This is a genomic window from Affinirhizobium lemnae (assembly GCF_022968395.1).
GTDB lineage: Bacteria > Pseudomonadota > Alphaproteobacteria > Rhizobiales > Rhizobiaceae > Neorhizobium > Neorhizobium lemnae.
The window spans coordinates 1-22,435 of sequence record NZ_JALJQZ010000025.1; the positions used below are offsets into that span (position 1 = coordinate 1).

Genomic DNA, 22,435 nt, shown 5'->3' on the forward strand with positions numbered 1-22,435 from the left:
CCAACTTCATGGGATTCGTCAAACTCGCAGCCATCGCCATCTGGCTCAAATAGCTAAATCGTCACTACCGCCTAGGATTTTCATCTGATCTGCTGTACCCGCAAACTTGAGTTCTTTGTGGACGGCAGCGAGTTTCAGCAATTGGCGGTTAGGGGCAACCACACCGGCGTCGGCTCGCTGACACCAGCCGAGTTCGCTCAGACCATCAACCCGCGACGTGATGCGGTGCACAGCCGGAATGGCTCCGCACCGCAACTCGCCGCTAGCGCCCACAATACCGTAACCCAAAACCACCGGAGCGAATTCAAAACTGGATAAAACTTGGGGGCAAGGTCACCCTCGGTGCGGTTGTTTTCTGACAGCATAAGCCGCTATCAAACGGTAAGAAGCAGGATTGCGGTTATCTGCCGTTGAGAAACGGGATTGTTGGGGCGACTCTTAAAATACTCACCGCCTCTACTTGTATCTGGGATCATTCGGGCAAATGGAAAATTAGATGCCCGCCGAGGTAGATCGCTGCTCTGTTTATAGCTCTGAAGTTTGGATACTGCGGACGACATCCGCGCTTCTGGAAATATGTCTTTGTGCGGCAGTCTTCGTCCAACTCGCGCATGTTGATTTTTACGTCATAACAGCGTGAACGCACCGCATCCAATGCAGGAACGCCAGTCAGTTTGTAGGGGCGCTTTTTGCGACGATAACCGTAATAGCGCGCTACTGCACAGATGTTATCCCATTCGACGCCTGGAAAGGCCGCGCAGATTTCGGCGCGGGTCCCGGTGGGATAGAGTTTCTTCAGACGTACCTTGTCCAATGCTCCCCAGTGATGCCGCTTACGACATAAGCCAATCGCATGACAATGTGATTTGATCACTGTGAACGATCTATTGTAGAGGATTTGTCTAAGGGAGAAGTAGTCTGGATAAAAAAGACGACAAATGAAATTTTCGCCGTCAGTCCACACCCGTTGCCCGAAAAGCGTGTAACCCGACCTTAGAATATGGGCGCGCATACGGGCTGCAGATGCCGCGCCACTGGAATGGTCCCTAAGCCGCATGTGCCTCTCCGCTAGGAAGGCTTCTTGACTTTCATCGTGCGGTACGAGTTGAACGTGCCTGCCTTGTCCGTGAACGCTTCAACCAAAGACGGAGGCAATCCATTCAACTCACGAAGCTGAAGCGCCAACTCGGCAAATCGACGCTTCAGATCAACAATTTCAGTCTCTCGAACCTTCTCGATTGCGGCTTCGATTTCAGCTTTTTGTTTAAGAAGTTCGGCCAATTTTGACATTACGCCCTCCATAAATCCGATATATTGTTTGATTTTTATCAAACGTGAGTCAAGGCCCGAACCGACACCCTACGCGATGTCCGCGACAAAGCCATCCGGATAGTTGCCTTTGCCTCCAGAGGGAGCATCCAACCCATCAGTTCACAACCGATGGCTTGTCCCTCGCCACGATCCTGGAATTCTCATTCTGTATGAGAGCAATTCAGGGGTTGAACCCGTATGAACCGGATGTGCGCCATGTGTGTATGCACCACTATAGTGAGCATTGAAGCACCTAACTCGTCCTAAAGGCGAAAATGATCTTGATCATCAATACATCCGAGACTATCACTTGGTTGCATTAATGTGAAAGGTAGTCACGTGGGCATTCGTAATCCTCTCAGCATTCTGATCAACGGGCTCAAAACCGCTTGTGTGGAGGCGGAGGAGACTGCTCCGATTGAGACCGCGGCGGCGCCTGCGGAGGTCCACCAGGTAAAGCCTTCTGCCGACACTGTGGAAGGCCCTAAACTAAATCTAGGTTCGGGCCACGACAACAAGGTCGGCTGGATCAACGTGGATATGCACGAACGTCACTCACCCGATATCGTGGCGGATGTGACCAAGCTGGTCACGATCGGGGACAATTATGCTGCCTATGCACTGGCTCAAGATGTCCTTGAACATGTAAGCAGAGACACCGTCTTGACTGCCCTGCACGAATGGAACCGCGTTCTTCGCCATGATGGCCTGCTTGAAGTCCGCACAACGGACGTCATCGCCATCACCGATCTCATGCGCCAACCCGAACGGGACAACCCCGAGGAACACAATAGGCTCCTGCAGTGCATATTCGGTACCCAAGGCTATGTCGGTGACTTCCACTTGAGTGGCTTTACCGAAACCTGGATGCGGGATGCGCTTGAGAAGGCAGGCTTCGAGGTTGTTTATTTTGGTCGTCATGATCAATGGTTGCTGGATGTGGTCGCAAGGAAAGTTAGTCATTCCCCGCCAGATCGCCTCATCACCGAGGGGACGAATGAGGAATTCATCGAGGCCGCCTATAGCACAATCCTGAAGCGAGAACCAGACGATGACGGGCGCGCCTATTGGCTCTCACAGCTGGCTGACGGGATTACCAGAGAATACATTGTGCGGCATTTTCGGGACACGAACGAGCGGGCTTCGGGCAACGATTAACAGGGCTGTTGTGTCTGATGCGTATTGTCTCAGACCTAGCGCCTTGGCTCTCCGCCCGGCGCGTAAACGCTTTTGCTTTCAAAGCGAAACTTGTGGCTGCACTGGCAGCGCAGCATGTATTTGCGCGGATCGCGTGACGCGAATTCGGTCGAGAAGCCCTTCGGCATTTCGTCGATCTGGAAGCCGGGGTCTTTACGGCGCGGGTCATCATCCTCGGAAACCTCGGCAAAGCCAGAGTGTCCGCATTGAGGGCATTCAAGTTTCCGGGAGTATCGATCGCGCGCAGCCATGCCGCTTACCTAAGATGGTAGCTTGACGATGGCAAGCCTGCTGATCTTTGACTTGCCGAATGTTTTCGCCGCGTCCAGATAGTGACATGGCAATGGGAGAAAGAGGCGTTTGCAGGAATCCAAAAAGTTCTTCAACAGGAGCGCCGTCGAGGTTGCCCGCGATCTCATCGGTGCGAACCTTTGCGTTGATGGGATTGGCGGGGTCATCGTCGAGACTGAAGCCTATATGCCCGACGATCCGGCTTCGCATAGTTTTCGCGGCCAGACGAACCGCAACCGCTCCATGTTCGGGCCGCCAGCGCACGCCTATGTCTACCGTTCCTATGGCATTCACTGGTGCCTGAACTTCGTGTGCCTTCCCGCAAGCGCGGTGCTGATCCGCGCCCTCCAGCCGGTCCACGGCCTGGCAGAGATGGAAGAGCGGCGCCGGGTTTCCGATCCATTGCTGCTATGCGCTGGACCCGGAAGGGTTTCGCAGGCACTCGGCATCGACATCCGGCATGATGGCCTACCCTTGTCAGACGCGCCCTTCAAACTGAAACCATCCCGCGAGCCGGTGCTGGTCGTCACCGACCGGAGAATCGGCATCAGCAAGGCGGTTGATCATCTCTGGCGATTCGGCCTGCAGGATTCCGTCTACGTGAGCAAAAAATTCAGGTCGTCTTGATTGGTAAAATTGGCAGTCACCTCACTAGGACTATTTTAAACTTAAAATATCTGGATTATCGTCATCGTCTGTATTCTTCGGCTATGACGAGGCGGTGAGGTTTATGATGGGATTGTCGGCATGATGGATTTTGCTAGGACACGTACTTTGTTTCACATGCCGGATGGTGTCATTTATCTGGATGGGAATTCGCTCGGGCCCTTGCCGCATTCAGCCGTGGAGCGGGTTTCCTCGTTGATGACACATCAGTGGGGCGAGATGCTGATCCGCGGCTGGAACGACGCGCAGTGGATGACCATGCCACGCCGGATAGGCGACCGCGTTGGCAGACTGATCGGTGCACCTGCCGGAACCGTGGTCATGGGTGACACGCTTTCCATCAAGGTTTATCAGGCACTCGCCTCAGCCCTTGATCTCGTTGAAGACAAAAGCCGCCGGGTGATCCTGTCGGACAGCGGCAACTTTCCGTCCGATCTCTACATGGCGGAAGGGCTCTTTAAGTCTCTTGATCGCGGTTACGTGCTGAAAGTTGTCGCGCCGGACGACGTGGAGGCGGCGATCGACGAAACCGTGGCCGTAACGCTGTTGACGGAAGTGGATTATCGCACTGGCCGGCTGCATGACATGAAGGCGCTGACCGCCAAGGCCCATGCCGTGGGTGCACTTGCGATCTGGGATCTGGCGCATTCTGCAGGCGCCATCCCGGTTGACCTCGCGGGGGCTGAAGCCGATTTCGCCGTGGGCTGCACTTACAAATATCTGAACGGTGGGCCGGGTGCGCCCGCCTTCATCTATGTGGCGCCGCAATGGGCGGACAAGGCACGTCCTGCCCTCTCGGGATGGCTGGGCCACGAAAGACCGTTTGCTTTCGATCTCACCTATCGACCGGGCGACGGAATAGACCGCATGCGCGTCGGTACACCGCCGATCATTGCGCTGGCGGCGCTCGATGCGGCTCTCGATGCGTGGGACGGCATCGACATGGCCGATATCCGACAGAAGTCGATTGCACTGTGCGATCTGTTCATTCGTGAGGTTGAAGGCAAATGCCCGAGCCTGAAACTCGGTTCACCACGGGACGGCAGCAAGCGGGGCAGCCAGGTATCCTTCATTCATCCCCAAGGCTATGCGATCATGCAGGCCTTGATCAGCCGCGGCGTGATTGGCGACTTCCGGGCGCCGGATGCAATCCGCTTTGGTTTCACGCCGCTTTACATCGATGAGACCGACGTTCGCGCTGCTGTCGATATTCTGGCCGACATCATGACGAACAATCTCTGGGATCAGCCACAGTTCAAGCAGAAGGCGCTCGTGACGTGACCGACAAGCCCTATGATCCTTCCCGGGAGGGGGCGCAAATGTCCTTTCGCGAGCGCATGTCCTATACGGACTATCTGCAGCTCGACCCGATCCTTTCTGCTCAGAAACCACTTTCCAGCGCACATGACGAGTTGCTCTTCATCATCCAGCATCAGACGTCCGAGCTCTGGATGAAGCTCGCGATCCACGAGATCACCTCCGCCATGCAGGCCATTCGACGGGACGATCCGCAGCCCGCGTTCAAGATGCTGTCACGCGTGGCACGCATATTCGAGCAGTTGAACAGTGCCTGGGACGTGCTACGCACGATGACGCCAAGCGAATATACCGATTTCCGCAACGCGCTTGGTCAGTCTTCCGGCTTTCAGTCCTATCAGTATCGCGCCATTGAGTTTCTGGCGGGCAATCGCAATGCGGCCATGCTGGGGCCGCACCAGCACAGACCGGACCTGATGGCGCATCTGGAAGACATTCTTTCCCGCCCCAGTCTCTACGATGAAGCCATTCTGCTTCTCGGACGAAGCGGTTTCGACATCGGCGCTGACGGCGAACGCCAGGATTGGCGTGACAAACGTGCTGAGAGCGAGCAGGTGCTGGAAGCCTGGCGAGCCGTCTATGCGGCGCCCGGCAAACATTGGGTGCTTTACGAGTTGGCGGAAAAGCTGGTGGATTTCGAAGACTATTTCCGTCGCTGGCGTTTCAACCATGTCACCACCGTCGAGCGTGTCATCGGCTTCAAGCGTGGCACTGGTGGGACGTCTGGCACCCAGTATCTGAAGAAGATGCTGGAGGTGGAACTGTTTCCAGAATTGTGGCGCGTCAGAACCGTACTTTGACACCAGCGGGAGGGATTCATGCTGTTTTACCGTATCGATGATTGGAGTGACGCCTATACGAACGGCGGCAACATCCCGCGCGGCGAAGCCTGGCCTGAAGTCTGGGTGGAACCGGCAAGGCTCTATCGCGAACGCATGATCGAAGCAGGTCGTGCCCGGCTCGATCTTTCCTATGGAGCAAACCCGCGCAATCGCTTTGATCTCTTCCTGCCACAAGGAACTCCGAAGGGTCTGGTCGTCTACGTCCACGGCGGCTACTGGCAGGCGCTCGACAAAAGCTACTGGTCGCATCTGGCTAATGGCAGCATCGAGCATGGCTTTGCGGTGGCCATGCCTTCCTACACGCTTTGTCCGGATGCGCGCGTAGGGGACATCGTTCAGGAAGTCGCCGCTGCGATTTCGGATGCGGCAGGCGAGATCGACGGACCAATCCACCTGACAGGCCACTCCGCCGGCGGACATCTCGTCACGCGTATGGTAGCCGAAACCTCACCCCTGCCGAACGATGTTCGTTCACGGGTGCGGACGGTGGTTTCGATTTCCGGCGTTCATGATCTGCGGCCGCTGGTGAACACCAACCTCAATGCGAAGCTGCGGCTTGATGATGAGGAGGCCGCTCAGGAAAGTCCCGTCTTGATGAGGCCCGGTCGCGACACGCGCCTTTTCTGCTGGGTAGGTGCGAACGAGCGCTCTGAATTCGTTCGCCAGAATACGTTGATGGCCAGCGTGTGGCTCGGTCTCGGCGCGGAAACCGGAGCCTATGCGGAACCTGACAAGCACCATTTCACGATTGTCGATGGGCTTGCCGATCCTCATCATCCTCTGGTGAAGACCCTCCTCTCCTGACTTTTCACGCTTCGTCGTGTTCGTCTGTAAAATGTGAGCGACCGACCTCAACATATCCCCTCCCCTTCGGTCTGAAGGGGATCTACGCTTGGGTGGGACGGAATGCGAATCACCGGGTGACGACCAATGACCATGGCGAGACGAAAGCGATTGATTCGGGCGCAACATGCCTGGACAGGGATTGCGCTCGTTGCCGCGATTTCCTTCCTGGCCGGAATGACTGATGCCATCGGTCTGCGGCTTTCCGGCGACTTTGTTTCGTTCATGACGGGCAATACCACCCGCGCCGCGATTTTCTTCGTGGATGGCAACTGGGGGCATGGACTGGTGCTGCTCGGCGCCATTGCCCTTTTTGTCATGGGCAACGCGCTAGGCATTGTCATCGCCAGTATCGTTCGACGCAGGATCTTCGGGGTTCTGGCGACGGTGGCCCTGCTCCTCAGCTTCGCTTCGATATTGGACCAGCCGCAGCTTGGCGTCTTGCGCTTTTACCTCGTCGTTCTCGCCATGGGCGTCGTGAACGCCGCCGTCGAACAGATCGAAGGCCTGCCGATCGGTCTCACCTATGTAACGGGGGCATTATCGCGCCTGGGGCGCGGCATTGGCCGCTTCATCATGGGAGACCGGCGGCTGGACTGGTCCATCCAGATCGTACCCTGGTCCGGCATGGTGACGGGTGCCCTGTGCGGCGCCCTGATCGGCGGTGCATTTGCGCGCGAATCATTGTTACTTGCGGCGGTTTTTGCCATGGGCATCGCCATTTCGTCGCTTTTTATCCGCAAGACGCTGCACCACCACTATAACCAGCGCCCTGCCAGCACCTCACGTAGATAGTGTTCATGTTTTATCTCTCGAAGATCGTCTGGCTGGTCGCACAGCCGCTTTCGCTTGTGTTCCTGGCGATCCTGCTGGCGCTGCTTCTCAACCTCGCAGGATGGCGGAAATCCGGTTTCCTGTTTTCGAGCCTTGCTGCGCTTATGCTGTTCGTGACGCTTTACACGACAACCGGCAACGTTGTTCTGCAAAGGCTCGAGAACCAGGCGGTCCGCCCTCAACCGGACCCTGCCTCCGTTTCCTGCATCATCATGCTGGGCGGCGCGATCGAAAATGACGTGATGGACACACGCGGTGGCATAGAGTTCAACGCAGCGGCGGACCGCTATACGCAGACGGTGAGACTGGCTCTGAAATACCCGCAAGCCAGGTTGATCATTTCCGGTGGCGATGGCTCGTTCAGCGGGCGTTATGAAGGTGAAGCAGAGGCGACAGAACGGTTTTTTACCGATTTCGGGATCAACGCCGACCGTCTGATCAAGGAAAACACGTCGCGCAACACGTTTGAGAACTCAGCCAACACCAGGGAGCTCTTAGAGCGGCACGGCCTGACAGATTGCCTGCTGGTGACCTCCGCCTTTCACATGCCACGCGCCACGGCGCTCTTTGCCAAAATGGGGATCGGCGTCGTTCCCTACCCGGTCGACTATCGAACGACTGGCAAGACGGAGATCGACTTCGATTTCACCCAACCTTCGCTCAATGCCCAGAACATGGCAACGGCAGTCCGGGAATGGCTGGCGATCATCGCCTATCGGCTATCCGGGCGAACCGGCTGACTACTTCTTCGAGATCGTGACCATCTGTGCGCCACGAATGCGGACCGTCATTTCGCAATCGGGCTTTTCGGTGCGGTTGCAATACTTAGGGTGCATCTTGAATACGAACACCATGTTGCCGAACCGTTTGACGAAATCATAGCCATAGATCTGGGCGGTGGCGATCATGAAGTAGCCACCTTCCTTGACCTGCAAATAAAAGTTGTTGGGGCAACCTTCCTCGTTGCAGCCAATGCCCTTCTGGCCGTTACATGTCATTTCACCATGATTGACAACGGCGTCGATCAATCCATCATTATTGACGTCAAAGCGCTTGATAAAGCCATCGCCGAACAAAACGCCGGGGCATTCCTTGCGGTAGTGATCCTTTTCGTAGATCTCGGGATCACTCAACAACTGCTGCTGCGCAGAGGCAACCGAGGGCGCGACTGCCATGAGTATGAGGAGCAATGACATTAAGACAAGAGTGCTGAAGGTTTTTATCACGATCGACTTCCCCGATGCTTTTTCACGGCATACAAACCTGCCGGGACGGCGGCATCAAAATCAGATGCCGCGCATATAATCGCGCCGTACTTGTGCGACGCTTGTGAACATTAAGGGGAGCGGCCTGCCATGGCTCTGCTGGGATTGCTGGATTACGCAGGTGTCGCCCTTTTTGCTGCAACGGGCGCGCTTGCAGCATCACGCAAGCAGTTGGATCTCATCGGCTTCTTGTTTTTCTCGGCGGCCACGGGCGTGGGCGGGGGTACCTTGCGCGATCTCGTACTCGGCAAGCCCGTATTCTGGGTCGCGGATCCGACCTATCTGCTCATCTGTGTCGCAGTTGGAATCATCGTGTTTCTGACAGCGCACATGATCGAATGGCGCTACCAGTTGCTGATCTGGCTGGATGCGATCGGTCTCTCGGCCTATAGCGTCATGGGCGCGGCCAAGGGCTTGGCAACCACCGGTTCGCCAACCATCGCCATCGTTACCGGCACGATGACTGCCACTTTCGGCGGCATTCTGCGCGATCTGATTGCCAACGAGCCGTCAATTCTGCTGCGTCCCGAAATCTATGTGACGGCTGCACTCGCTGGCGCCAGCGCCTTCACAGCCGCACAACTACTGGATCTGCCGCTGGCCGCCAGTTCCGCAGCGGGCATCTTCATCGCTTTTGCGCTTCGCGGAGGTGCACTGCATTTCGGATGGAGGCTGCCACGCTATCGCCCGCGTCCAGGCAGGCCCGCAGACGAGGCACTGAAGACGAAAACCAAAAAGCGGAATTGATCAGGATTTCTTTTCGCGCAGGCGGATGATCACATCCACATGGGCGATTTCCATTCCCTCGGGTGCTTCGGGAAGATTGCCGATTTCGATGTTGCTGACCGGAATATCCAGCACCTCGTTGCGTCCCTCGACGAAGAAGTGGTGGTGATCGGAGATATTCGTATCGAAATAGGTCTTGGCGCTCTCGACGGCCAGAACGCGAATCAGTCCGGCTTCCGTAAACTGGTGGAGCGTATTGTAGACGGTCGCCAGCGATACAGGCACGCCCGCCTGGGAGGCTTCTTCATGCAGTTCTTCAACCGTCAGATGACGATCACCTTTGGCGAACAGGAGATCGGCCAGCGCCACGCGCTGACGTGTCGGGCGCAAGCCGCACGCGCGAAGTCTTGTTTCCACTTGAACTGTGGCGTCCGCCATTCGTTGCCTTGCTCCATCAAGACCAATGTACTCAAGTTTTCGATATAACTTTTGCAGCCCTTACTTTCAATAGCGAGAAATGGCGCTTCTAAGGTTCCTGTTCGGTCGAAATGCGAAAAATGCGCTCAAAGCCTCTGGTTTGCCGGTGCCGCTTCCTATATGCCGACCACCAAGATGGCGCGAGCGGTTTCTGCTTATCCGCGAGAGACCGAAGCCTTGCGCTTCATTTTCCAGCGGTCTTGCTTTAAACACGCTGTGGACCGAAGACGAGGGGGAACGGAAAGACCTCATGAGCAGCAGACAATCCAGCTACACATATGAAGAACTGATCGAGTGCGCCCACGGCAGACTATTTGGGCCGGGCAATGCGCAATTGCCGCTGCCGCCCATGCTGATGGTTCACCGGATCACGGAAATTTCCGAAACAGGCGGCGCGTTCGACAAGGGCTTTCTGCGCGCCGAGTTCGATGTGCGTCCGGATGACTGGTATTTTCCGTGCCATTTTGAAGGAAATCCGATCATGCCAGGATGCCTCGGCCTTGACGGAATGTGGCAGCTAACGGGCTTCTTCCTCGGCTGGCTAGGTGAGGAAGGCCGTGGGATGGCGCTCTCAACTGGCGAAGTCAAGTTCAAGGGCATGGTTCGCCCGCACACCAAACTTGTGGAATACGGCATCGATTTCAAGCGTATCATGCGTGGACGTTTGGTCCTTGGCACCGCCGATGGCTGGCTAAAGGCTGACGGCGAGACGATATACCAGGCGACCGACCTGCGCGTCGGGCTTTCTAAAGACAAGGCGGCCTGATTAGAGGCCAGTGCCAGAAAGCCGACGATGTTGGCTTTCTCTCTTCAACAGTTTTAAAAAGGTTCATTGTCATGCGACGGGTAGTTGTCACGGGTTTGGGTGTCGTTTCTTCGATCGGCAATAATGCCGGTGAGGTAACTGCCTCGCTTCGCGATGCCACATCCGGCATCACATTCTCCAGCGATTTTGCCGAGCACGGCTTCAAGTGCCAGGTATGGGGAAAGCCAACCCTTGATCCGACCGAGTTGGTGGATCGGCGCGCGATGCGCTTTCTCTCCCAAGGCGGTGCCTGGAACCATGTCGCGATGAAGCAGGCGATTGCAGACGCAGGTCTGGAAGAAGCCGATTACGCGCAGAATGAGCGCGTCGGCATTATCATGGGCTCCGGCGGTCCTTCGACACGCCAAATCGTCGAAGCTGCCGATATCGTGCGCCAGAACAACAGCCCCAAGCGCATTGGGCCGTTTGCTGTGCCGAAGGCCATGTCCTCCACCGCTTCTGCAACGCTTGCAACATGGTTCAAGCTGCATGGCGTGAACTACTCGATCTCCTCGGCATGCTCCACATCGGCGCACTGCATCGGCAATGCGGTTGAAATGATCCAGTGGGGCAAGCAGGATATGGTGTTTGCCGGTGGCCACGAGGATCTGGACTGGACGATGTCCGACCTCTTCGATGCCATGGGCGCCATGTCGACGAAGTATAACGACCGCGCAGAGGTTGCTTCGCGCGCCTATGACGCCAACCGAGACGGCTTTGTCATCGCCGGTGGCGCAGGCGTCCTGGTTCTCGAAGAGCTGGAGCGCGCCAAGGCGCGTGGCGCGAAGATCTACGCCGAAGTGGTCGGCTATGGCGCGACATCCGACGGCTACGATATGGTTGCCCCCTCCGGCGAAGGCGCAATCCGTTGCATGCGGCAGGCGCTCTCTACAGTTAAGGGCGAGGTTGACTACATCAACACCCATGGCACATCCACGCCCGTGGGTGACGCCAAGGAAATGGGAGCGATCCGCAAAGTCTTTGGCTCCAAGATCCCGCACATCCAGTCCACCAAGTCGTTGACAGGCCATTCTCTCGGCGCGGCGGGCGTGCAGGAATCGATTTATTCGTTGCTGATGATGCAGGCTGGCTTTATTGGCGAAAGCGCACATATCGAAGAGATCGACCCCGATTTCGCCGATATGCCCGTCGTTCGTCAGCGCATCGACAATGCGAAATTCGACATTGCCCTTTCCAATTCCTTCGGGTTCGGCGGCACCAACGCCACGCTCGTCTTCCAGCGCTATAACGGATAAGACCATGAGCGGTATCATGCAGGGAAAACGCGGGCTCATCATGGGCGTCGCGAACAATCACTCCATTGCCTGGGGCATCTCCAAGGCTGTTTCGGCACAGGGCGCAGAGCTGGCCTTTACCTATCAGGGTGAAGCGCTGGGCCGTCGCGTCAAGCCGCTGGCAGCGGAGGTCAATTCCGATTTCGTCCTGCCATGCGATGTCGAGGATCTGGCATCTGTCGATGCCACGTTCGATGCCATCAAGGAGCGCTGGGGCAAGCTGGACTTCATCGTCCATGCGATCGGCTTCTCCGACAAGAACGAGCTGAAGGGCCTCTACGCAGATACGACCCGTGACAACTTCAGCCGGACGATGGTCATCTCCTGTTTCTCCTTCACGGAGATCGCAAAGCGCGCCGCAGAACTGATGACGGACGAAGGCGCGATGCTGACGCTGACCTATGGCGGCTCGGTGCGCGTTATCCCGAACTACAATGTCATGGGCGTCGCAAAGGCGGCTCTGGAAGCGTCCGTACGCTATCTGGCAGCAGACTATGGCCCGAAGGGTATTCGCGTCAACGCGATCTCGGCTGGCCCCGTCCGGACCCTGGCTGGCGCCGGCATTTCCGATGCACGCGCTATCTACTCTTGGAACCAGAAGAATTCGCCGCTCCGCCGCACTGCGACAATCGAGGATATCGGCGGTTCCGCCCTCTACCTTCTGTCAGACCTCTCGCGCGGCGTCACGGGTGAAATCCACTACGTGGATGCCGGCTACAACATTACCTCGCTGCCCAATCTCGATCGTTTGCGCAACGCTGACTCCGAGTAAGGAACCGAACGTCGAACAAGAAAGGCCCCCGAATCATCCGATCCGGGGGCCTTTTCTAATGGATGGCGACTTTGGCCTACTTTCGTGCCTGAAGCACCTTGAAGCGGGCGTTGCGGCAGACTTCGCTGCTTTCCTTGAATTCTGCCTTCAGAACTGGCTCATAGGGCAGACCGCGATTGGCCACCATCAGCAACTGACCGCCGATGCGCAGCGCGCTGGATGCTGCCTTGATGAAAGCCTGGCCGATGGCTGGATCGGCTGCGTGGCCTTCATGAAATGGCGGGTTCATGATCACGAGATCGTACTTCTCCTTGATCGGCTCAGCCACCAGATCCTGCCAGAAAAAGCGGGTCGCGAGATCCGGGCAGTTGCGCGCGAGGTTCTGCTTTGCGAACTCCAATGCACGGTGATCGGCCTCGAAGAGATCGATGCGGTTGGTACGCGGTGATGCTTCCTTGAGCATGACCGAGAGATAGCCCCAACCCGCGCCCAGATCGGCTGCGTTTCCATCGAAATCGCGCGGCAGGCGGCTTGCGAGCAGCTCCGAGCCCGGATCGACATGGTCGTGCGAGAAGGTTCCAGCGACGGTCTCGAACCGGTCGTCGATCAGTTGCGGCTGCTTTGCGAGCTTGACCACAGCAGCCGTAACGTCTGCCGGTCTTGTGCACCAGGCGACAACCCCGTGATACTTCGGCATGTGCTCCACATCGAAGCCAAGATTGGCGAGTTGCTTGCGAAGCGGCTGGATGCCGTCTTCCTTGGCACCGGCCAGAACAATGACCCCACCTTCCCGCACACGCGTCAGGGCTTCGGCAACATTCTGCTCGTTTTCGCCTTTGTGCTTGCTGCACAGGATAAGCGCACCATCAAAGTTCTCGCCTTCAACTTCCGGCACCACATGGGCACCGGTCGCGCTCAAGGGACGAAAGAGAGGGCGAAGCGGCTGGATGTTCAGGATCTCAGCCTTGAAGTCCTCGGGTAAGCGAGGCGCCACTTCCGCAGCAAGAAAGAGGAAGCGGCTGCCCTCACCCGGCGCGTCCAGCGTGCCAATGGCGAAGGGATGAAACAGTGTTTTAGCGGCGTCGCGGATCATGATGGGTTCCGGGTCTTAGAGCTTTTCCGGTCAACCGGATCATTGAATATGCTCTGTGTCTTTGTTTCTACGCAGTCCGGACGCAAAACCGCTAAGGCACTTTTGCTCGGACGTGCTCCGGGATAGCAAAAGGGCGCGGAAACGATCCCGCGCCCCAAGAATGGTCTCAAGAAGAAACCTTATTCAGCGGCAGCGTCGCCTTCAGCCTTCTTGATTTCCTGGCCGGTTGCCTGATCGACAACCTTCATGGACAGGCGAACCTTGCCACGCTCATCGAAGCCCATCAGCTTGACCCAGACCTTGTCGCCTTCCTTGACGACGTCGGAGGTCTTGGCAACGCGCTCGGAAGCCAGCTGCGAGATGTGAACGAGGCCGTCACGTGCGCCAAAGAAGTTGACGAATGCGCCGAAGTCGGCTGTCTTCACGACGGTACCTTCGTAGATCTGGCCAACTTCCGGCTCTGCCACGATGGAATGAATCCACTTGCGGGCTGCTTCGATTTCCTTGCCGGAAGCCGATGCGATCTTGACCGTACCGTCGTCTTCGATGTTGATCTTGGCGCCGGTCTTCTCAACGATTTCGCGGATGACCTTACCGCCCGAACCGATGACTTCACGGATCTTGTCGACCGGGATGTTCATGACTTCGATGCGCGGTGCAAATTCGCCCAGCTGACCACGGCTTTCGGTGATGGCCTTGGCCATTTCGCCGAGAATGTGGTTACGGCCACCCTTGGCCTGGTTGAGAGCGACCTTCATGATCTCTTCGGTGATACCGGCGATCTTGATGTCCATCTGCAGCGAGGTGATGCCCGCTTCGGTGCCGGCCACCTTGAAGTCCATGTCGCCGAGGTGGTCTTCATCACCCAGGATGTCGGAGAGAACCGCAAAGCGCTCACCTTCAAGGATGAGGCCCATGGCGATACCGGCAACCGGCTTGGCCAAAGGAACGCCTGCGTCCATCAGTGCCAGCGAGGTGCCGCAAACGGTTGCCATGGAGGACGAACCGTTGGACTCGGTGATTTCAGACACGACGCGCAGCGTGTAGGGGAACTGTTCCGGCGTGGGCAGCATCGGGTGGATGGCGCGCCATGCGAGCTTACCGTGGCCGATTTCGCGGCGGCCCGGGGAGCCCATGCGGCCAGTTTCACCGACAGAATAGGGCGGGAAGTTGTAGTGGAGCATGAACTGCTCCTTGTACATGCCCGTCAGGCTGTCGACATACTGCTCGTCTTCGCCCGTGCCGAGCGTTGCAACGACCAGAGCCTGCGTTTCACCGCGGGTAAACAGAGCAGAACCGTGTGTGCGCGGCAGGATGCCAACTTCCGAAATGATCGGACGAACGGTTTCGAGGTCGCGACCGTCGATACGGCTCTTGGTGTCGAGGATGTTCCAGCGAACGATCTTGGCCTGCAGGTGCTTGAAGACGGCTGCAACCACTTCAGGCGCATACTTGGCTTCGCCTTCGGCAGGCAGGAAGTGGGCCTTGACCTTTGCCTTGACGGCATCAACGGCAGCGTAACGGTCTGCCTTCTGCGTGATCTTGTAGGCGTCGCGCAGTTCGGCTTCGGCAAGCTTCAGCATTTCGGCTTCGAGTTCGGAATGATCTTCCGGTTCGAATTCGCGCGGCTCCTTGGCAGCCACTTCAGCCAGCTTGATGATGGCGTCGATGACCGGCTGGAAACCCTTGTGGCCGAACATGACGGCGCCGAGCATGACTTCTTCGTTGAGTTCCTTGGCCTCGGACTCAACCATCAGAACGGCGTCGGACGTACCGGCGACAACGAGATCGAGTGTCGACTCGTCCATCTCGTCCAGGTGCGGGTTCAGAACGTATTCGCCATTGATGTAGCCGACGCGTGCGCCGCCAACCGGGCCCATGAACGGAACACCGGACAGCGTCAGAGCAGCAGAGGTTGCAACCATGGACAGGATGTCCGGGTTGTTTTCCAGGTCATGCTGAATGACGGTGACGACAACCTGCGTGTCGTTCTTGTAGCCTTCCGGGAAGAGCGGACGGATCGGACGGTCGATCAGGCGCGAAACCAGTGTTTCGTTCTCCGAAGGACGACCTTCACGCTTGAAATAGCCGCCCGGGATCTTGCCGGCAGCATAGGTCTTTTCCTGATAGTTGACGGTGAGCGGGAAGAAGTCCTGGCCCGGCTTCGCCTCCTTGGCAGAGACCACAGTCGCCAGGACAACGGTTTCGCCATAGGTGGCGATGACGGCGCCATCCGCCTGACGAGCAACCTTGCCGGTTTCCAGTCTGAGTGTGCGGCCTGCCCACTCGATTTCGACAGCATGTGTGTTGAACATGATTTTCAGTCCTTCATGCGCGGCGGCCTTGCACCTCACCCGCCAAGGGGAGCATGCCGAAAGCCGCATCCAGCGCTTCGTGTGACGAGATCACGGGCAAGACAACAAGAGGCTTTCAATGAGCCAGACCATGTCTCTGGCGAAAGCATCCGGCAATCCTGCCCCATGACAGGTCATCGGTTAAGTTAGCAGGAACGGCGGATCCGGGCCTGCCAAGTCTGCCGCAATCCATGCGGCCGTTTCCGGGTCTTGCGCCCGGATGAAATGCGGCGAACGACCCTTTGGATCGTCCACCGAATCTGGTCTTAGCGACGGATACCGAGGCTCGAGATGAGCTTCGTGTAACGGCCTTCGTCCTTCTTCTTCAAGTAGTCGAGCAGCGAACGGCGGCTCGAGACCATCTTGAGAAGGCCACGACGGGAGTGGTTGTCCTTCTTGTGGCCCTTGAAGTGCTCGGTGAGGTTGTTGATTCGCTCGGTCAGGATAGCAACCTGGATTTCCGGAGAACCGGTATCACCTTCAACGGTTGCGTATTCCTTGATGAGGGCAGCCTTACGCTCTGCAGTGATCGACATCGGACAATCCTTTCTGAAATTTAGGAATAAAGACACCAAAGGCCGGGATGTCGTCCAGCCTTGGCCATGAACGCAAAGGGCACGCGCAAGCGCACCCTAGCTGGCCGTGGCTATAAACCATTCGGCCATTGATGGGAAGAGCTATGTTATTGCCGTTAAATCAGGCAAAAACGCGCTTCGGCCGGAACTCGCCCTGTCCGATTTCGCCGATTGCTACCAGCTTGCCACCGGCAAGCGCCACGGCCTCCGGCTCATCGACGGGCGCATCGCGTCCACGCAGAATGATCGGATTGCCCATGCGAATACGATGGGCCTGATCGTCGCTGATGCGGATCTGCGGCAGCGCAGACAAGGCCTCGCTCGTCTCCATGAGGAATGCGTCGAGTGCCGCAAGACGCTCGTCACGGTCCTCGATCTCTTCCAGAGCCACCAGTTCCGCCAGTGGCACCATCGCCTCTTCAGCGAAAGGCGCGACGAATGTGCGGCGGAGGCCGGAAATATGGCCGTAGCATCCAAGGTCGCGGCCAAAATCGCGCGCCAGCGACCGAACATAGGTGCCCTTGCCGCATTCGACTTCGAAGAAGGCACGATCCTGTTCCGCCTTCAACAGCGTCAACCGGTGAATTTCAACCTCTCGAGACGGAATTTCGACCGTCTCGCCGTCACGCGCCAGATCGTAGGCGCGCTCGCCAGCAATCTTGATGGCCGAAAACTGCGGAGGAACCTGGCTGATGACGCCCGTATAATTCGGCAGCAGCGCCAAGATCTCTTCCTCTGTGGGACGCTTGTCAGAGGTTTGTGTCACCTCGCCTTCCAGATCGTCGCTCGTGCGTTCTTCGCCCCAGGAAACCGTGAATTCGTAGATCTTGCGCCCATCCATAACGTAAGGCACGGTCTTGGTCGCATCGCCCAGAGCGATCGGCAACATGCCGGATGCAAGCGGATCGAGCGTACCGGCATGGCCGGCCTTCTGGGCGTTGAACAGCCATTTGATCTTGCCCACGGCTTCGGTGGAGCCAAAATCAACGGGCTTGTCGAGAACGAGCCAGCCGGAAATGGCCCGGCCCTTGGGTTTACGCGGTTTGGACATCTTGCTCTTATTCGTTTTCGTCATCTTTTTCAGCATCAGCGGCGAGATCGCGGCTGACTTCCGGTGAGCGCAGAAGCTCATCGATTTTCTTGTAGTTGTCGAAGCTCGTGTCGTCGCGGAAGCGAACTTCGGGCATGTATTTCATCTGGCGAAGTGCGCCGCCCATACGCCCGCGAATGAATTTCGCGTTGCGGTTCAAGGCTTCGATAACCTTGGCATGATCGGATACGCCCAGCGGCGTGACATAGGCGGTTGCGATCTTGAGATCCGGCGACATGCGCACTTCCGAAACAGAAATGACCGTACGCTCGATGATATCGTCGCGCACTTCACCCCGCTGCAGGACTTGCGTGATAGCGGCACGAACCTGTTCGCCAACGCGCAGCATGCGCTGGGAAGGCGCTGAAGAAGTTGCTTTGCTCATTGTTGTTTTTCTTTCCTTCGGCCAATCTCAAGATGCCAGAATAGCAGAATCCGGACCGGTTGGCGCGGGCAGGCGTGCTCAATGCCTCGCTTGATGCCAAACGTCAAGGTTTCCGGGCAGATCTGCCAAACATGCGTTCACGAAGAGCTGAGTTTTTTGATAACCGAACCCCACGAATTTTTGACCTCATGCGTTATCGTGTCGCACATCAAACTTGACGTTTCATGAGAATCCTCCATTTTAACCGCTGTCTCCCCCATGGCTAAACCGAAGCCGGGGATTGAACATTGGTGCCGGGCCCCTCTGGCGAGAGTTTTTACGGCGCTCTCGCGATGTCGGTACCGCCTGCAGCATAGCCGGCGGATAACAAACATGACCTACTATCCAATCCGTTCGACGGGTGACGCCCTGCGCGTGCCCGCAAATTCTTGCATGCCCTCCATCTCCAATAGCCGGGAGGTGCAGCCATGAGCAGTTCATCATCCTCCACCCTCGGTTATTTCCGATGGGCATTCATCGTCACCTTTGTCGGACTTGTGCTAGGTGGCGTTCTCGGCTGGCAGTCGACGGGAACCGTAAGCGGAACCCTCACGGTCTTCTTTATCTGTGCGGTCCTGGCCGTGCTGGAGATTTCCCTGTCCTTCGATAACGCCATCGTCAATGCGAACAAGCTCAAAGACATGACGCCCGTGTGGCAGCAGCGCTTCCTGACATGGGGCATCCTGATTGCCGTCTTTGGGATGCGCATCGTCTTCCCGCTGCTGATCGTTGTGATCGCAGCAGGCATTGGACCCATCGATGCCATCGTTCTGGCGGCGTCGCGTCCGGAAGAATATTCACGTATCATGCACGAGGCGCATCTGCCGATCGCCGCGTTCGGCGGTACCTTCCTGATGATGGTCGGCCTCACCTTCTTCTTCAACCATGAGAAGGATGTGCATTGGGTGGAATTCCTCGAAAGCCGTATTGCACGTTTCGCGACGATCAAGGGCGTCGAGATCGCCTTTGTCCTGCTGCTCATCATGCTGTTCTCGCAATTGCTGCCAGAAGCCAATGCGTCGACCTTCGTTCATGCGGCAGTCTACGGCTTGCTGACCTTCCTTCTGGTGGAAGTACTGGGCGGCGTCCTTGACGCGTCCCAGAAGACGATGAGCGAAGCGGCAAAAGGCGGCCTCGGTGCGTTCATCTACCTCGAAGTGCTCGATGCCAGCTTCTCCTTCGACGGCGTGATCGGGGCCTTCGCCCTGACGCAGAACCTGTTCATCATCGCCATCGGCCTCGGTATCGGCGCCATGTATGTGCGCTCGATGACCATCATGCTGGTGGAGAAAGGCACGCTTGCAGAGTATCGCTACCTGGAGCACGGCGCTTTCTATGCCATCCTGATCCTCTCGGTCATCATGTATGTACAGACGCTGTATCATATCCCGGAGGTTATTACCGGCCTTGGCGGCGCCGGTCTGATCGGTCTCTCGCTGTGGTCGTCCATTCGCTACAATCGACGCGAACAGGCGCATGGTGCCGAGGCACTTACTTGAGTTCAGACACGATATCGGGCCCTTGATGGGCCCGATATCATTTTACAGGTATCATGACATAACCGTAATAAAACATGACTTTTAAATACAGGAATTGGCATTTATTCAGGGAGGCAGTTGCTTCTCAATTTTCAGGAATTTGCCATGGATCAAGTTTCACCCCCTGTGACAGAGACGCCTCGTCGAGGCCCCAATTTGCCCTCCTGGACACTCACAGTCGTAAAAAGCTTCGACGTGACGCCAAAGATGCGGCGTATTGTGTTCAGCGTGGAAAACATAGACCGTTTCGAGTACAAACCTGGACAGGACATCGTCTTTTTCTTGAATGATCCAGCAGGCGGCCATGGACGACGGCACTATACCGTGCGCGCAGTTGACGGGATGCCAGCACCCTCTCTGTGGACTTCGTTCTGCACGGCAATTCCGTCGGTCCCAACTTTGCCCGAAGCGTAAAGCCGGGCGATCAGGTCGAGGTAAAGGGACCGCGCGGACGGGTGGTTTGCAGGCCGGACGCCGACTGGCACCTGCTGACTGGCGACGAAACCTGTATTCCTAGCATCCTGCACATTCTCGAGACATTGCCGACCGGCGCACGAGCGGTTGCTTTCATCGAGATCGAGGATGATAGCTGGAAACAGGACTTCAATACGCAAGGCGAGGTCACGATCGAGTGGGTCGCACGCGGCAAGGCAGGTCCGAGTTCGGTGATGATTGATCGGCTGAGGACGCTTGCGCTGCCTGACGGACATGGGCAGGCTCTCATCATCGGCGAGACCAGCAATGTGCGGGCTCAGCGCCATTATCTCATCGAACGTGGCTTCCGCCAGGATCGGATCGCATCAGAAGGTTACTGGCGCCCCGGCCGCAACGGGGGTCATGATCACGTCGACGATTGACCTTCGGTTCAAAATAGAGCCGCATCCAGATCGTCGTCCGAAAGGACAGTGAGAGGCGCTTGCTCCGGTGCTGCAGTACCAAGGATGGCGGCATGGAGTTCACGCTCCGAAGCCATTGTGTAGATCCGGTTGATTCTAGAACCGATAACATCAAGGGCAGCCTGTAGGCCTGAGACATCAACGGACTGAGGGGAGCCGGTGTGTAGCTCCTCTTCACACCGATGGAGGATTTCGCCTAAATCCGCGCGGAAATCCAGCCGCTGCAGGGCGGCATTCATTTCAGCAACCCCGGAAGTGCCTTCCTTCGCTAGTTTGGCGAGATCGTCCTCCATGGCCTGGCCGACGGCGTGGATACTCTCGAGCGCGCGCCGCAAACGCTCATCAAGGCAATCCTCTCCAGCATCTTCCGGTGTATCCGTCAAAAGCCTTTTTGCTGCTCCTTCAAGCACCTTCAATTGCTCGAGGATCTGCTCAGCCGCTTCATCCAGATGACCCGCAAATATGCGCAATTCTGCGGTGACAACGTTAATGGCCTTACCTTCCTCACCGATCTTGCCGCAACGCAAGTTCGTATTGAGGGCCATGTAGTGAATATCGCCGCGCACGACACGAACAATCCCGATATCCTTCAGGAGAACTTCCACTGTGGCCAGCGTGCGCCTTGTCATCCGGGAAGCATCGTCAGCCACCGCCTCGATTTCGGTAACGGCTGACCGCGCCTGCCCAATGCCGGTTTCCAGATCGCGCAACGATCCATTTGAGCGCTCGTCACCATCTCCGACCATTTCGCGCTGAATTGCCGTGATCTGGCCGAGTTCCTCGCGGAAGCTTGACATTGTCTCGACGATCCTGGCCGTATCGCGCTCAAAGTCCTGACGCGTCTGATGCAATTGTGCGGCGACGAGTTGGCGGATGATTGCCCTCAGTGCTTCATGATCATTGCTGTTCAGTGACGCCGCTTCCGCGGATTGAAGATAATCCTCCAGTATCGAGAAGGAGGACTGGCAGTGTTCGACACGCTGACGGGTGATATCACCCACTTGCATGGCGGAGAGGGTGGAAGCCAGCTTGTTCTGGATACCCCTTGCAATAGCCTTTACCTGCTCCGCACGCTGGTTGAGTTCGTGGCGGTGCGCGCTGATTTGATCGATGCCTCGCCCGAGGCCGGATACGATCGCCGGAATGGTCTGGCTGTACCGGTCCAGCGTCGCAGAACCCTTGCTCATCATCGGACCAAGTCCCGATCCGAGTTCGCCGAGCTTTTGCGACAAGCCGTTGACCTGCTCGCTACCTTCCTGGATACGTTCCAGTATCTCTTCCGCAAATCCTGCAAAGTCTGGAATACCGGCTCCTGTGATCTTGGCTGTCACCGCAAAGGTTCGAAGATAACGCAGCGTCTCCTGCATCCGACTGATGTGTGGACGCAAAGACCGTTCTGCCTCAGCAATTTCTTGAAATCCGATTTGCCGCTTCGTCTCGCCTTCCGTGAGGCTGGAGAGCCTGGAAACCGTCGCTTTCAGTTCGCCCATTGTGGCGTTGGCTGTTCCTTCGTCCAGCGAGCCAGTCAGGACATCCAGGGACGAGATCATCTTGTTCAGTACATCGAGAATTGACAGTAGTACCGCGCCACCGTCCAGAAAGCGTTGCTCGATGCGTTTACGCGCTTCCTCCAGCCGAGCCGCATAAGATGATGCCTCCTGCGGAAAGCTCATCTCTATTCTGGTTGCCGCCATTGCCACGCCGTCAATCTCCGATTTCGGACAGAATTGCCCTGTTCCAGCACTCTACGTCGAGCTTCGAATCATTCAACTCGACCTGTGCGTGAGTTAGTAGAGCTACCGGGCGTTAAAGACTTGCCAATAC

24 protein-coding genes and 1 pseudogene are annotated in these 22,435 nt (G+C 57.1%); 14 read left to right on the plus strand and 11 right to left on the minus strand.

Going from position 1 to position 22,435, the window contains the following annotated elements; translation table 11 throughout:
* Nucleotides 1-159: 159 nt before the first annotated feature.
* Nucleotides 160-318: pseudogene (locus MUU53_RS15185) on the plus strand (IS3 family transposase); the annotation flags it as partial.
* Between the two features lie 154 nt (nucleotides 319-472).
* Here the strand turns inward: MUU53_RS15185 and MUU53_RS15190 are convergent.
* Together MUU53_RS15190 and MUU53_RS15195 are read right to left on the minus strand one after the other, a co-directional pair.
* Nucleotides 473-1,057: a hypothetical protein gene (locus MUU53_RS15190; RefSeq protein ID WP_247261651.1), complete on the minus strand. Its 585-nt coding sequence runs from the start codon at nucleotides 1,055-1,057 to the stop codon at nucleotides 473-475.
* Between the two features lie 11 nt (nucleotides 1,058-1,068).
* Nucleotides 1,069-1,290, minus strand: a complete 222-nt coding sequence (locus MUU53_RS15195) for a hypothetical protein (RefSeq protein WP_247261652.1) — start codon at nucleotides 1,288-1,290, stop codon at nucleotides 1,069-1,071.
* Nucleotides 1,291-1,650: 360 nt separating this feature from the next.
* Between MUU53_RS15195 and MUU53_RS15200 the strand changes: the two genes are divergently transcribed.
* On the plus strand, nucleotides 1,651-2,469 hold the full coding sequence (locus tag MUU53_RS15200; RefSeq protein ID WP_247261653.1) for a DUF4214 domain-containing protein: 819 nt from the start codon (nucleotides 1,651-1,653) through the stop codon (nucleotides 2,467-2,469).
* 35 nt (nucleotides 2,470-2,504) lie between these two features.
* Here the strand turns inward: MUU53_RS15200 and MUU53_RS15205 are convergent, their stop codons facing one another.
* Entirely contained in the window at nucleotides 2,505-2,759 is a 255-nt protein-coding gene (locus tag MUU53_RS15205) for a hypothetical protein (RefSeq protein WP_137135000.1), read from the minus strand.
* A 109-nt stretch (nucleotides 2,760-2,868) separates the two neighbouring features.
* Between MUU53_RS15205 and MUU53_RS15210 the strand changes: the two genes are divergently transcribed.
* From MUU53_RS15210 to MUU53_RS15235, 6 genes are all read left to right on the plus strand, one after another.
* On the plus strand, nucleotides 2,869-3,426 hold the full coding sequence (locus MUU53_RS15210; RefSeq protein ID WP_247261654.1) for a DNA-3-methyladenine glycosylase: 558 nt from the start codon (nucleotides 2,869-2,871) through the stop codon (nucleotides 3,424-3,426).
* A 120-nt stretch (nucleotides 3,427-3,546) separates the two neighbouring features.
* Complete coding sequence (gene kynU, locus MUU53_RS15215; protein ID WP_247261655.1) at nucleotides 3,547-4,746, plus strand: kynureninase; 1,200 nt, start codon at nucleotides 3,547-3,549, stop codon at nucleotides 4,744-4,746.
* Complete coding sequence (gene kynA / locus MUU53_RS15220) at nucleotides 4,743-5,582, plus strand: tryptophan 2,3-dioxygenase (protein ID WP_247261656.1); 840 nt, start codon at nucleotides 4,743-4,745, stop codon at nucleotides 5,580-5,582. The genes kynU and kynA overlap by 4 nt, the downstream gene beginning before the upstream one ends.
* 18 nt (nucleotides 5,583-5,600) lie before the next feature.
* Nucleotides 5,601-6,428 carry an alpha/beta hydrolase gene (locus tag MUU53_RS15225; protein WP_247261657.1) on the plus strand — a complete coding sequence of 276 codons (828 nt, stop codon included), beginning with the start codon at nucleotides 5,601-5,603 and terminating at the stop codon, nucleotides 6,426-6,428.
* A 126-nt stretch (nucleotides 6,429-6,554) separates the two neighbouring features.
* Complete coding sequence (locus MUU53_RS15230; protein ID WP_247261658.1) at nucleotides 6,555-7,262, plus strand: YoaK family protein; 708 nt, start codon at nucleotides 6,555-6,557, stop codon at nucleotides 7,260-7,262.
* A gap of 5 nt (nucleotides 7,263-7,267) precedes the next feature.
* A complete protein-coding gene (locus MUU53_RS15235; protein WP_247261659.1) occupies nucleotides 7,268-8,041 on the plus strand; it encodes a YdcF family protein in 774 nt (257 codons plus the stop codon).
* Here the strand turns inward: MUU53_RS15235 and MUU53_RS15240 are convergent, their stop codons facing one another.
* A complete protein-coding gene (locus MUU53_RS15240) occupies nucleotides 8,042-8,497 on the minus strand; it encodes a hypothetical protein (RefSeq protein ID WP_247261660.1) in 456 nt (151 codons plus the stop codon).
* A gap of 159 nt (nucleotides 8,498-8,656) precedes the next feature.
* Here MUU53_RS15240 and MUU53_RS15245 point away from each other — a divergent pair, with 159 nt between their 5' ends.
* Entirely contained in the window at nucleotides 8,657-9,313 is a 657-nt protein-coding gene (locus MUU53_RS15245) for a trimeric intracellular cation channel family protein (protein WP_247261661.1), read from the plus strand.
* On the opposite strand, the gene irrA is transcribed toward MUU53_RS15245, so the two are convergent.
* Entirely contained in the window at nucleotides 9,314-9,730 is a 417-nt protein-coding gene (gene irrA / locus MUU53_RS15250) for an iron response transcriptional regulator IrrA (protein ID WP_165133584.1), read from the minus strand.
* Nucleotides 9,731-10,019: 289 nt separating this feature from the next.
* On the opposite strand from irrA, the gene fabA reads away from it, so the two are divergent.
* The 3 genes from fabA (at nucleotide 10,020) to fabI (ending at nucleotide 12,641) form a co-directional block, all read left to right on the plus strand.
* Nucleotides 10,020-10,535, plus strand: a complete 516-nt coding sequence (gene fabA, locus MUU53_RS15255; protein WP_247261662.1) for a 3-hydroxyacyl-[acyl-carrier-protein] dehydratase FabA — start codon at nucleotides 10,020-10,022, stop codon at nucleotides 10,533-10,535.
* Nucleotides 10,536-10,606: 71 nt separating this feature from the next.
* Nucleotides 10,607-11,830 carry a beta-ketoacyl-ACP synthase I gene (gene fabB, locus MUU53_RS15260; RefSeq protein ID WP_247261663.1) on the plus strand — a complete coding sequence of 408 codons (1,224 nt, stop codon included), beginning with the start codon at nucleotides 10,607-10,609 and terminating at the stop codon, nucleotides 11,828-11,830.
* A 4-nt stretch (nucleotides 11,831-11,834) separates the two neighbouring features.
* A complete protein-coding gene (fabI, locus tag MUU53_RS15265) occupies nucleotides 11,835-12,641 on the plus strand; it encodes an enoyl-ACP reductase FabI (protein ID WP_062554964.1) in 807 nt (268 codons plus the stop codon).
* Nucleotides 12,642-12,717: 76 nt separating this feature from the next.
* Here the strand turns inward: fabI and MUU53_RS15270 are convergent, their stop codons facing one another.
* The 5 genes from MUU53_RS15270 to rbfA all read right to left on the minus strand — a co-directional run bounded on the left by MUU53_RS15270 (nucleotide 12,718) and on the right by rbfA (nucleotide 18,138).
* Nucleotides 12,718-13,734: a class I SAM-dependent methyltransferase gene (locus MUU53_RS15270; RefSeq protein WP_247261664.1), complete on the minus strand. Its 1,017-nt coding sequence runs from the start codon at nucleotides 13,732-13,734 to the stop codon at nucleotides 12,718-12,720.
* A gap of 179 nt (nucleotides 13,735-13,913) precedes the next feature.
* Nucleotides 13,914-16,049, minus strand: a complete 2,136-nt coding sequence (gene pnp, locus MUU53_RS15275) for a polyribonucleotide nucleotidyltransferase (RefSeq protein ID WP_247261665.1) — start codon at nucleotides 16,047-16,049, stop codon at nucleotides 13,914-13,916.
* A 305-nt stretch (nucleotides 16,050-16,354) separates the two neighbouring features.
* Nucleotides 16,355-16,624, minus strand: a complete 270-nt coding sequence (gene rpsO, locus MUU53_RS15280; RefSeq protein ID WP_062554961.1) for a 30S ribosomal protein S15 — start codon at nucleotides 16,622-16,624, stop codon at nucleotides 16,355-16,357.
* A gap of 160 nt (nucleotides 16,625-16,784) precedes the next feature.
* Nucleotides 16,785-17,714, minus strand: coding sequence for a tRNA pseudouridine(55) synthase TruB (truB, locus tag MUU53_RS15285; RefSeq protein WP_247261666.1), 930 nt, complete (start codon nucleotides 17,712-17,714; stop codon nucleotides 16,785-16,787).
* A 7-nt stretch (nucleotides 17,715-17,721) separates the two neighbouring features.
* Entirely contained in the window at nucleotides 17,722-18,138 is a 417-nt protein-coding gene (rbfA, locus tag MUU53_RS15290; protein WP_165133596.1) for a 30S ribosome-binding factor RbfA, read from the minus strand.
* A 467-nt stretch (nucleotides 18,139-18,605) separates the two neighbouring features.
* Between rbfA and MUU53_RS15295 the strand changes: the two genes are divergently transcribed.
* A complete protein-coding gene (locus tag MUU53_RS15295; RefSeq protein WP_247261667.1) occupies nucleotides 18,606-19,676 on the plus strand; it encodes a DUF475 domain-containing protein in 1,071 nt (356 codons plus the stop codon).
* Nucleotides 19,677-20,074: 398 nt separating this feature from the next.
* Nucleotides 20,075-20,572, plus strand: a complete 498-nt coding sequence (locus MUU53_RS15300) for a siderophore-interacting protein (RefSeq protein WP_247261668.1) — start codon at nucleotides 20,075-20,077, stop codon at nucleotides 20,570-20,572.
* Nucleotides 20,573-20,580: 8 nt separating this feature from the next.
* Here MUU53_RS15300 and MUU53_RS15305 read toward each other — a convergent pair whose 3' ends face one another.
* Nucleotides 20,581-22,311 (minus strand): chemotaxis protein, encoded by a 1,731-nt coding sequence (locus MUU53_RS15305; RefSeq protein WP_247261669.1) that lies wholly within the window; start codon nucleotides 22,309-22,311, stop codon nucleotides 20,581-20,583.
* Nucleotides 22,312-22,435 lie beyond the last annotated feature (124 nt).

Excerpts from the sequence above, each read along its gene's own strand:
- MUU53_RS15190 (WP_247261651.1), bottom strand. The coding sequence starts at position 1,057 with ATGCGGCTTAGGGACCATTCCAGTGGCGCGGCATCTGCAGCCCGTATG.
- MUU53_RS15195 (WP_247261652.1), bottom strand. The coding sequence starts at position 1,290 with ATGTCAAAATTGGCCGAACTTCTTAAACAAAAAGCTGAAATCGAAGCC.
- MUU53_RS15205 (WP_137135000.1), bottom strand. The coding sequence starts at position 2,759 with ATGGCTGCGCGCGATCGATACTCCCGGAAACTTGAATGCCCTCAATGC.
- kynU (WP_247261655.1), top strand. The coding sequence starts at position 3,547 with ATGATGGATTTTGCTAGGACACGTACTTTGTTTCACATGCCGGATGGT.
- MUU53_RS15225 (WP_247261657.1), top strand. The coding sequence starts at position 5,601 with ATGCTGTTTTACCGTATCGATGATTGGAGTGACGCCTATACGAACGGC.
- MUU53_RS15230 (WP_247261658.1), top strand. The coding sequence starts at position 6,555 with ATGACCATGGCGAGACGAAAGCGATTGATTCGGGCGCAACATGCCTGG.
- MUU53_RS15235 (WP_247261659.1), top strand. The coding sequence starts at position 7,268 with ATGTTTTATCTCTCGAAGATCGTCTGGCTGGTCGCACAGCCGCTTTCG.
- MUU53_RS15240 (WP_247261660.1), bottom strand. The coding sequence starts at position 8,497 with ATGTCATTGCTCCTCATACTCATGGCAGTCGCGCCCTCGGTTGCCTCT.
- MUU53_RS15245 (WP_247261661.1), top strand. The coding sequence starts at position 8,657 with ATGGCTCTGCTGGGATTGCTGGATTACGCAGGTGTCGCCCTTTTTGCT.
- irrA (WP_165133584.1), bottom strand. The coding sequence starts at position 9,730 with ATGGCGGACGCCACAGTTCAAGTGGAAACAAGACTTCGCGCGTGCGGC.
- fabA (WP_247261662.1), top strand. The coding sequence starts at position 10,020 with ATGAGCAGCAGACAATCCAGCTACACATATGAAGAACTGATCGAGTGC.
- fabB (WP_247261663.1), top strand. The coding sequence starts at position 10,607 with ATGCGACGGGTAGTTGTCACGGGTTTGGGTGTCGTTTCTTCGATCGGC.
- fabI (WP_062554964.1), top strand. The coding sequence starts at position 11,835 with ATGAGCGGTATCATGCAGGGAAAACGCGGGCTCATCATGGGCGTCGCG.
- MUU53_RS15270 (WP_247261664.1), bottom strand. The coding sequence starts at position 13,734 with ATGATCCGCGACGCCGCTAAAACACTGTTTCATCCCTTCGCCATTGGC.
- pnp (WP_247261665.1), bottom strand. The coding sequence starts at position 16,049 with ATGTTCAACACACATGCTGTCGAAATCGAGTGGGCAGGCCGCACACTC.
- rpsO (WP_062554961.1), bottom strand. The coding sequence starts at position 16,624 with ATGTCGATCACTGCAGAGCGTAAGGCTGCCCTCATCAAGGAATACGCA.
- truB (WP_247261666.1), bottom strand. The coding sequence starts at position 17,714 with ATGTCCAAACCGCGTAAACCCAAGGGCCGGGCCATTTCCGGCTGGCTC.
- rbfA (WP_165133596.1), bottom strand. The coding sequence starts at position 18,138 with ATGAGCAAAGCAACTTCTTCAGCGCCTTCCCAGCGCATGCTGCGCGTT.
- MUU53_RS15295 (WP_247261667.1), top strand. The coding sequence starts at position 18,606 with ATGAGCAGTTCATCATCCTCCACCCTCGGTTATTTCCGATGGGCATTC.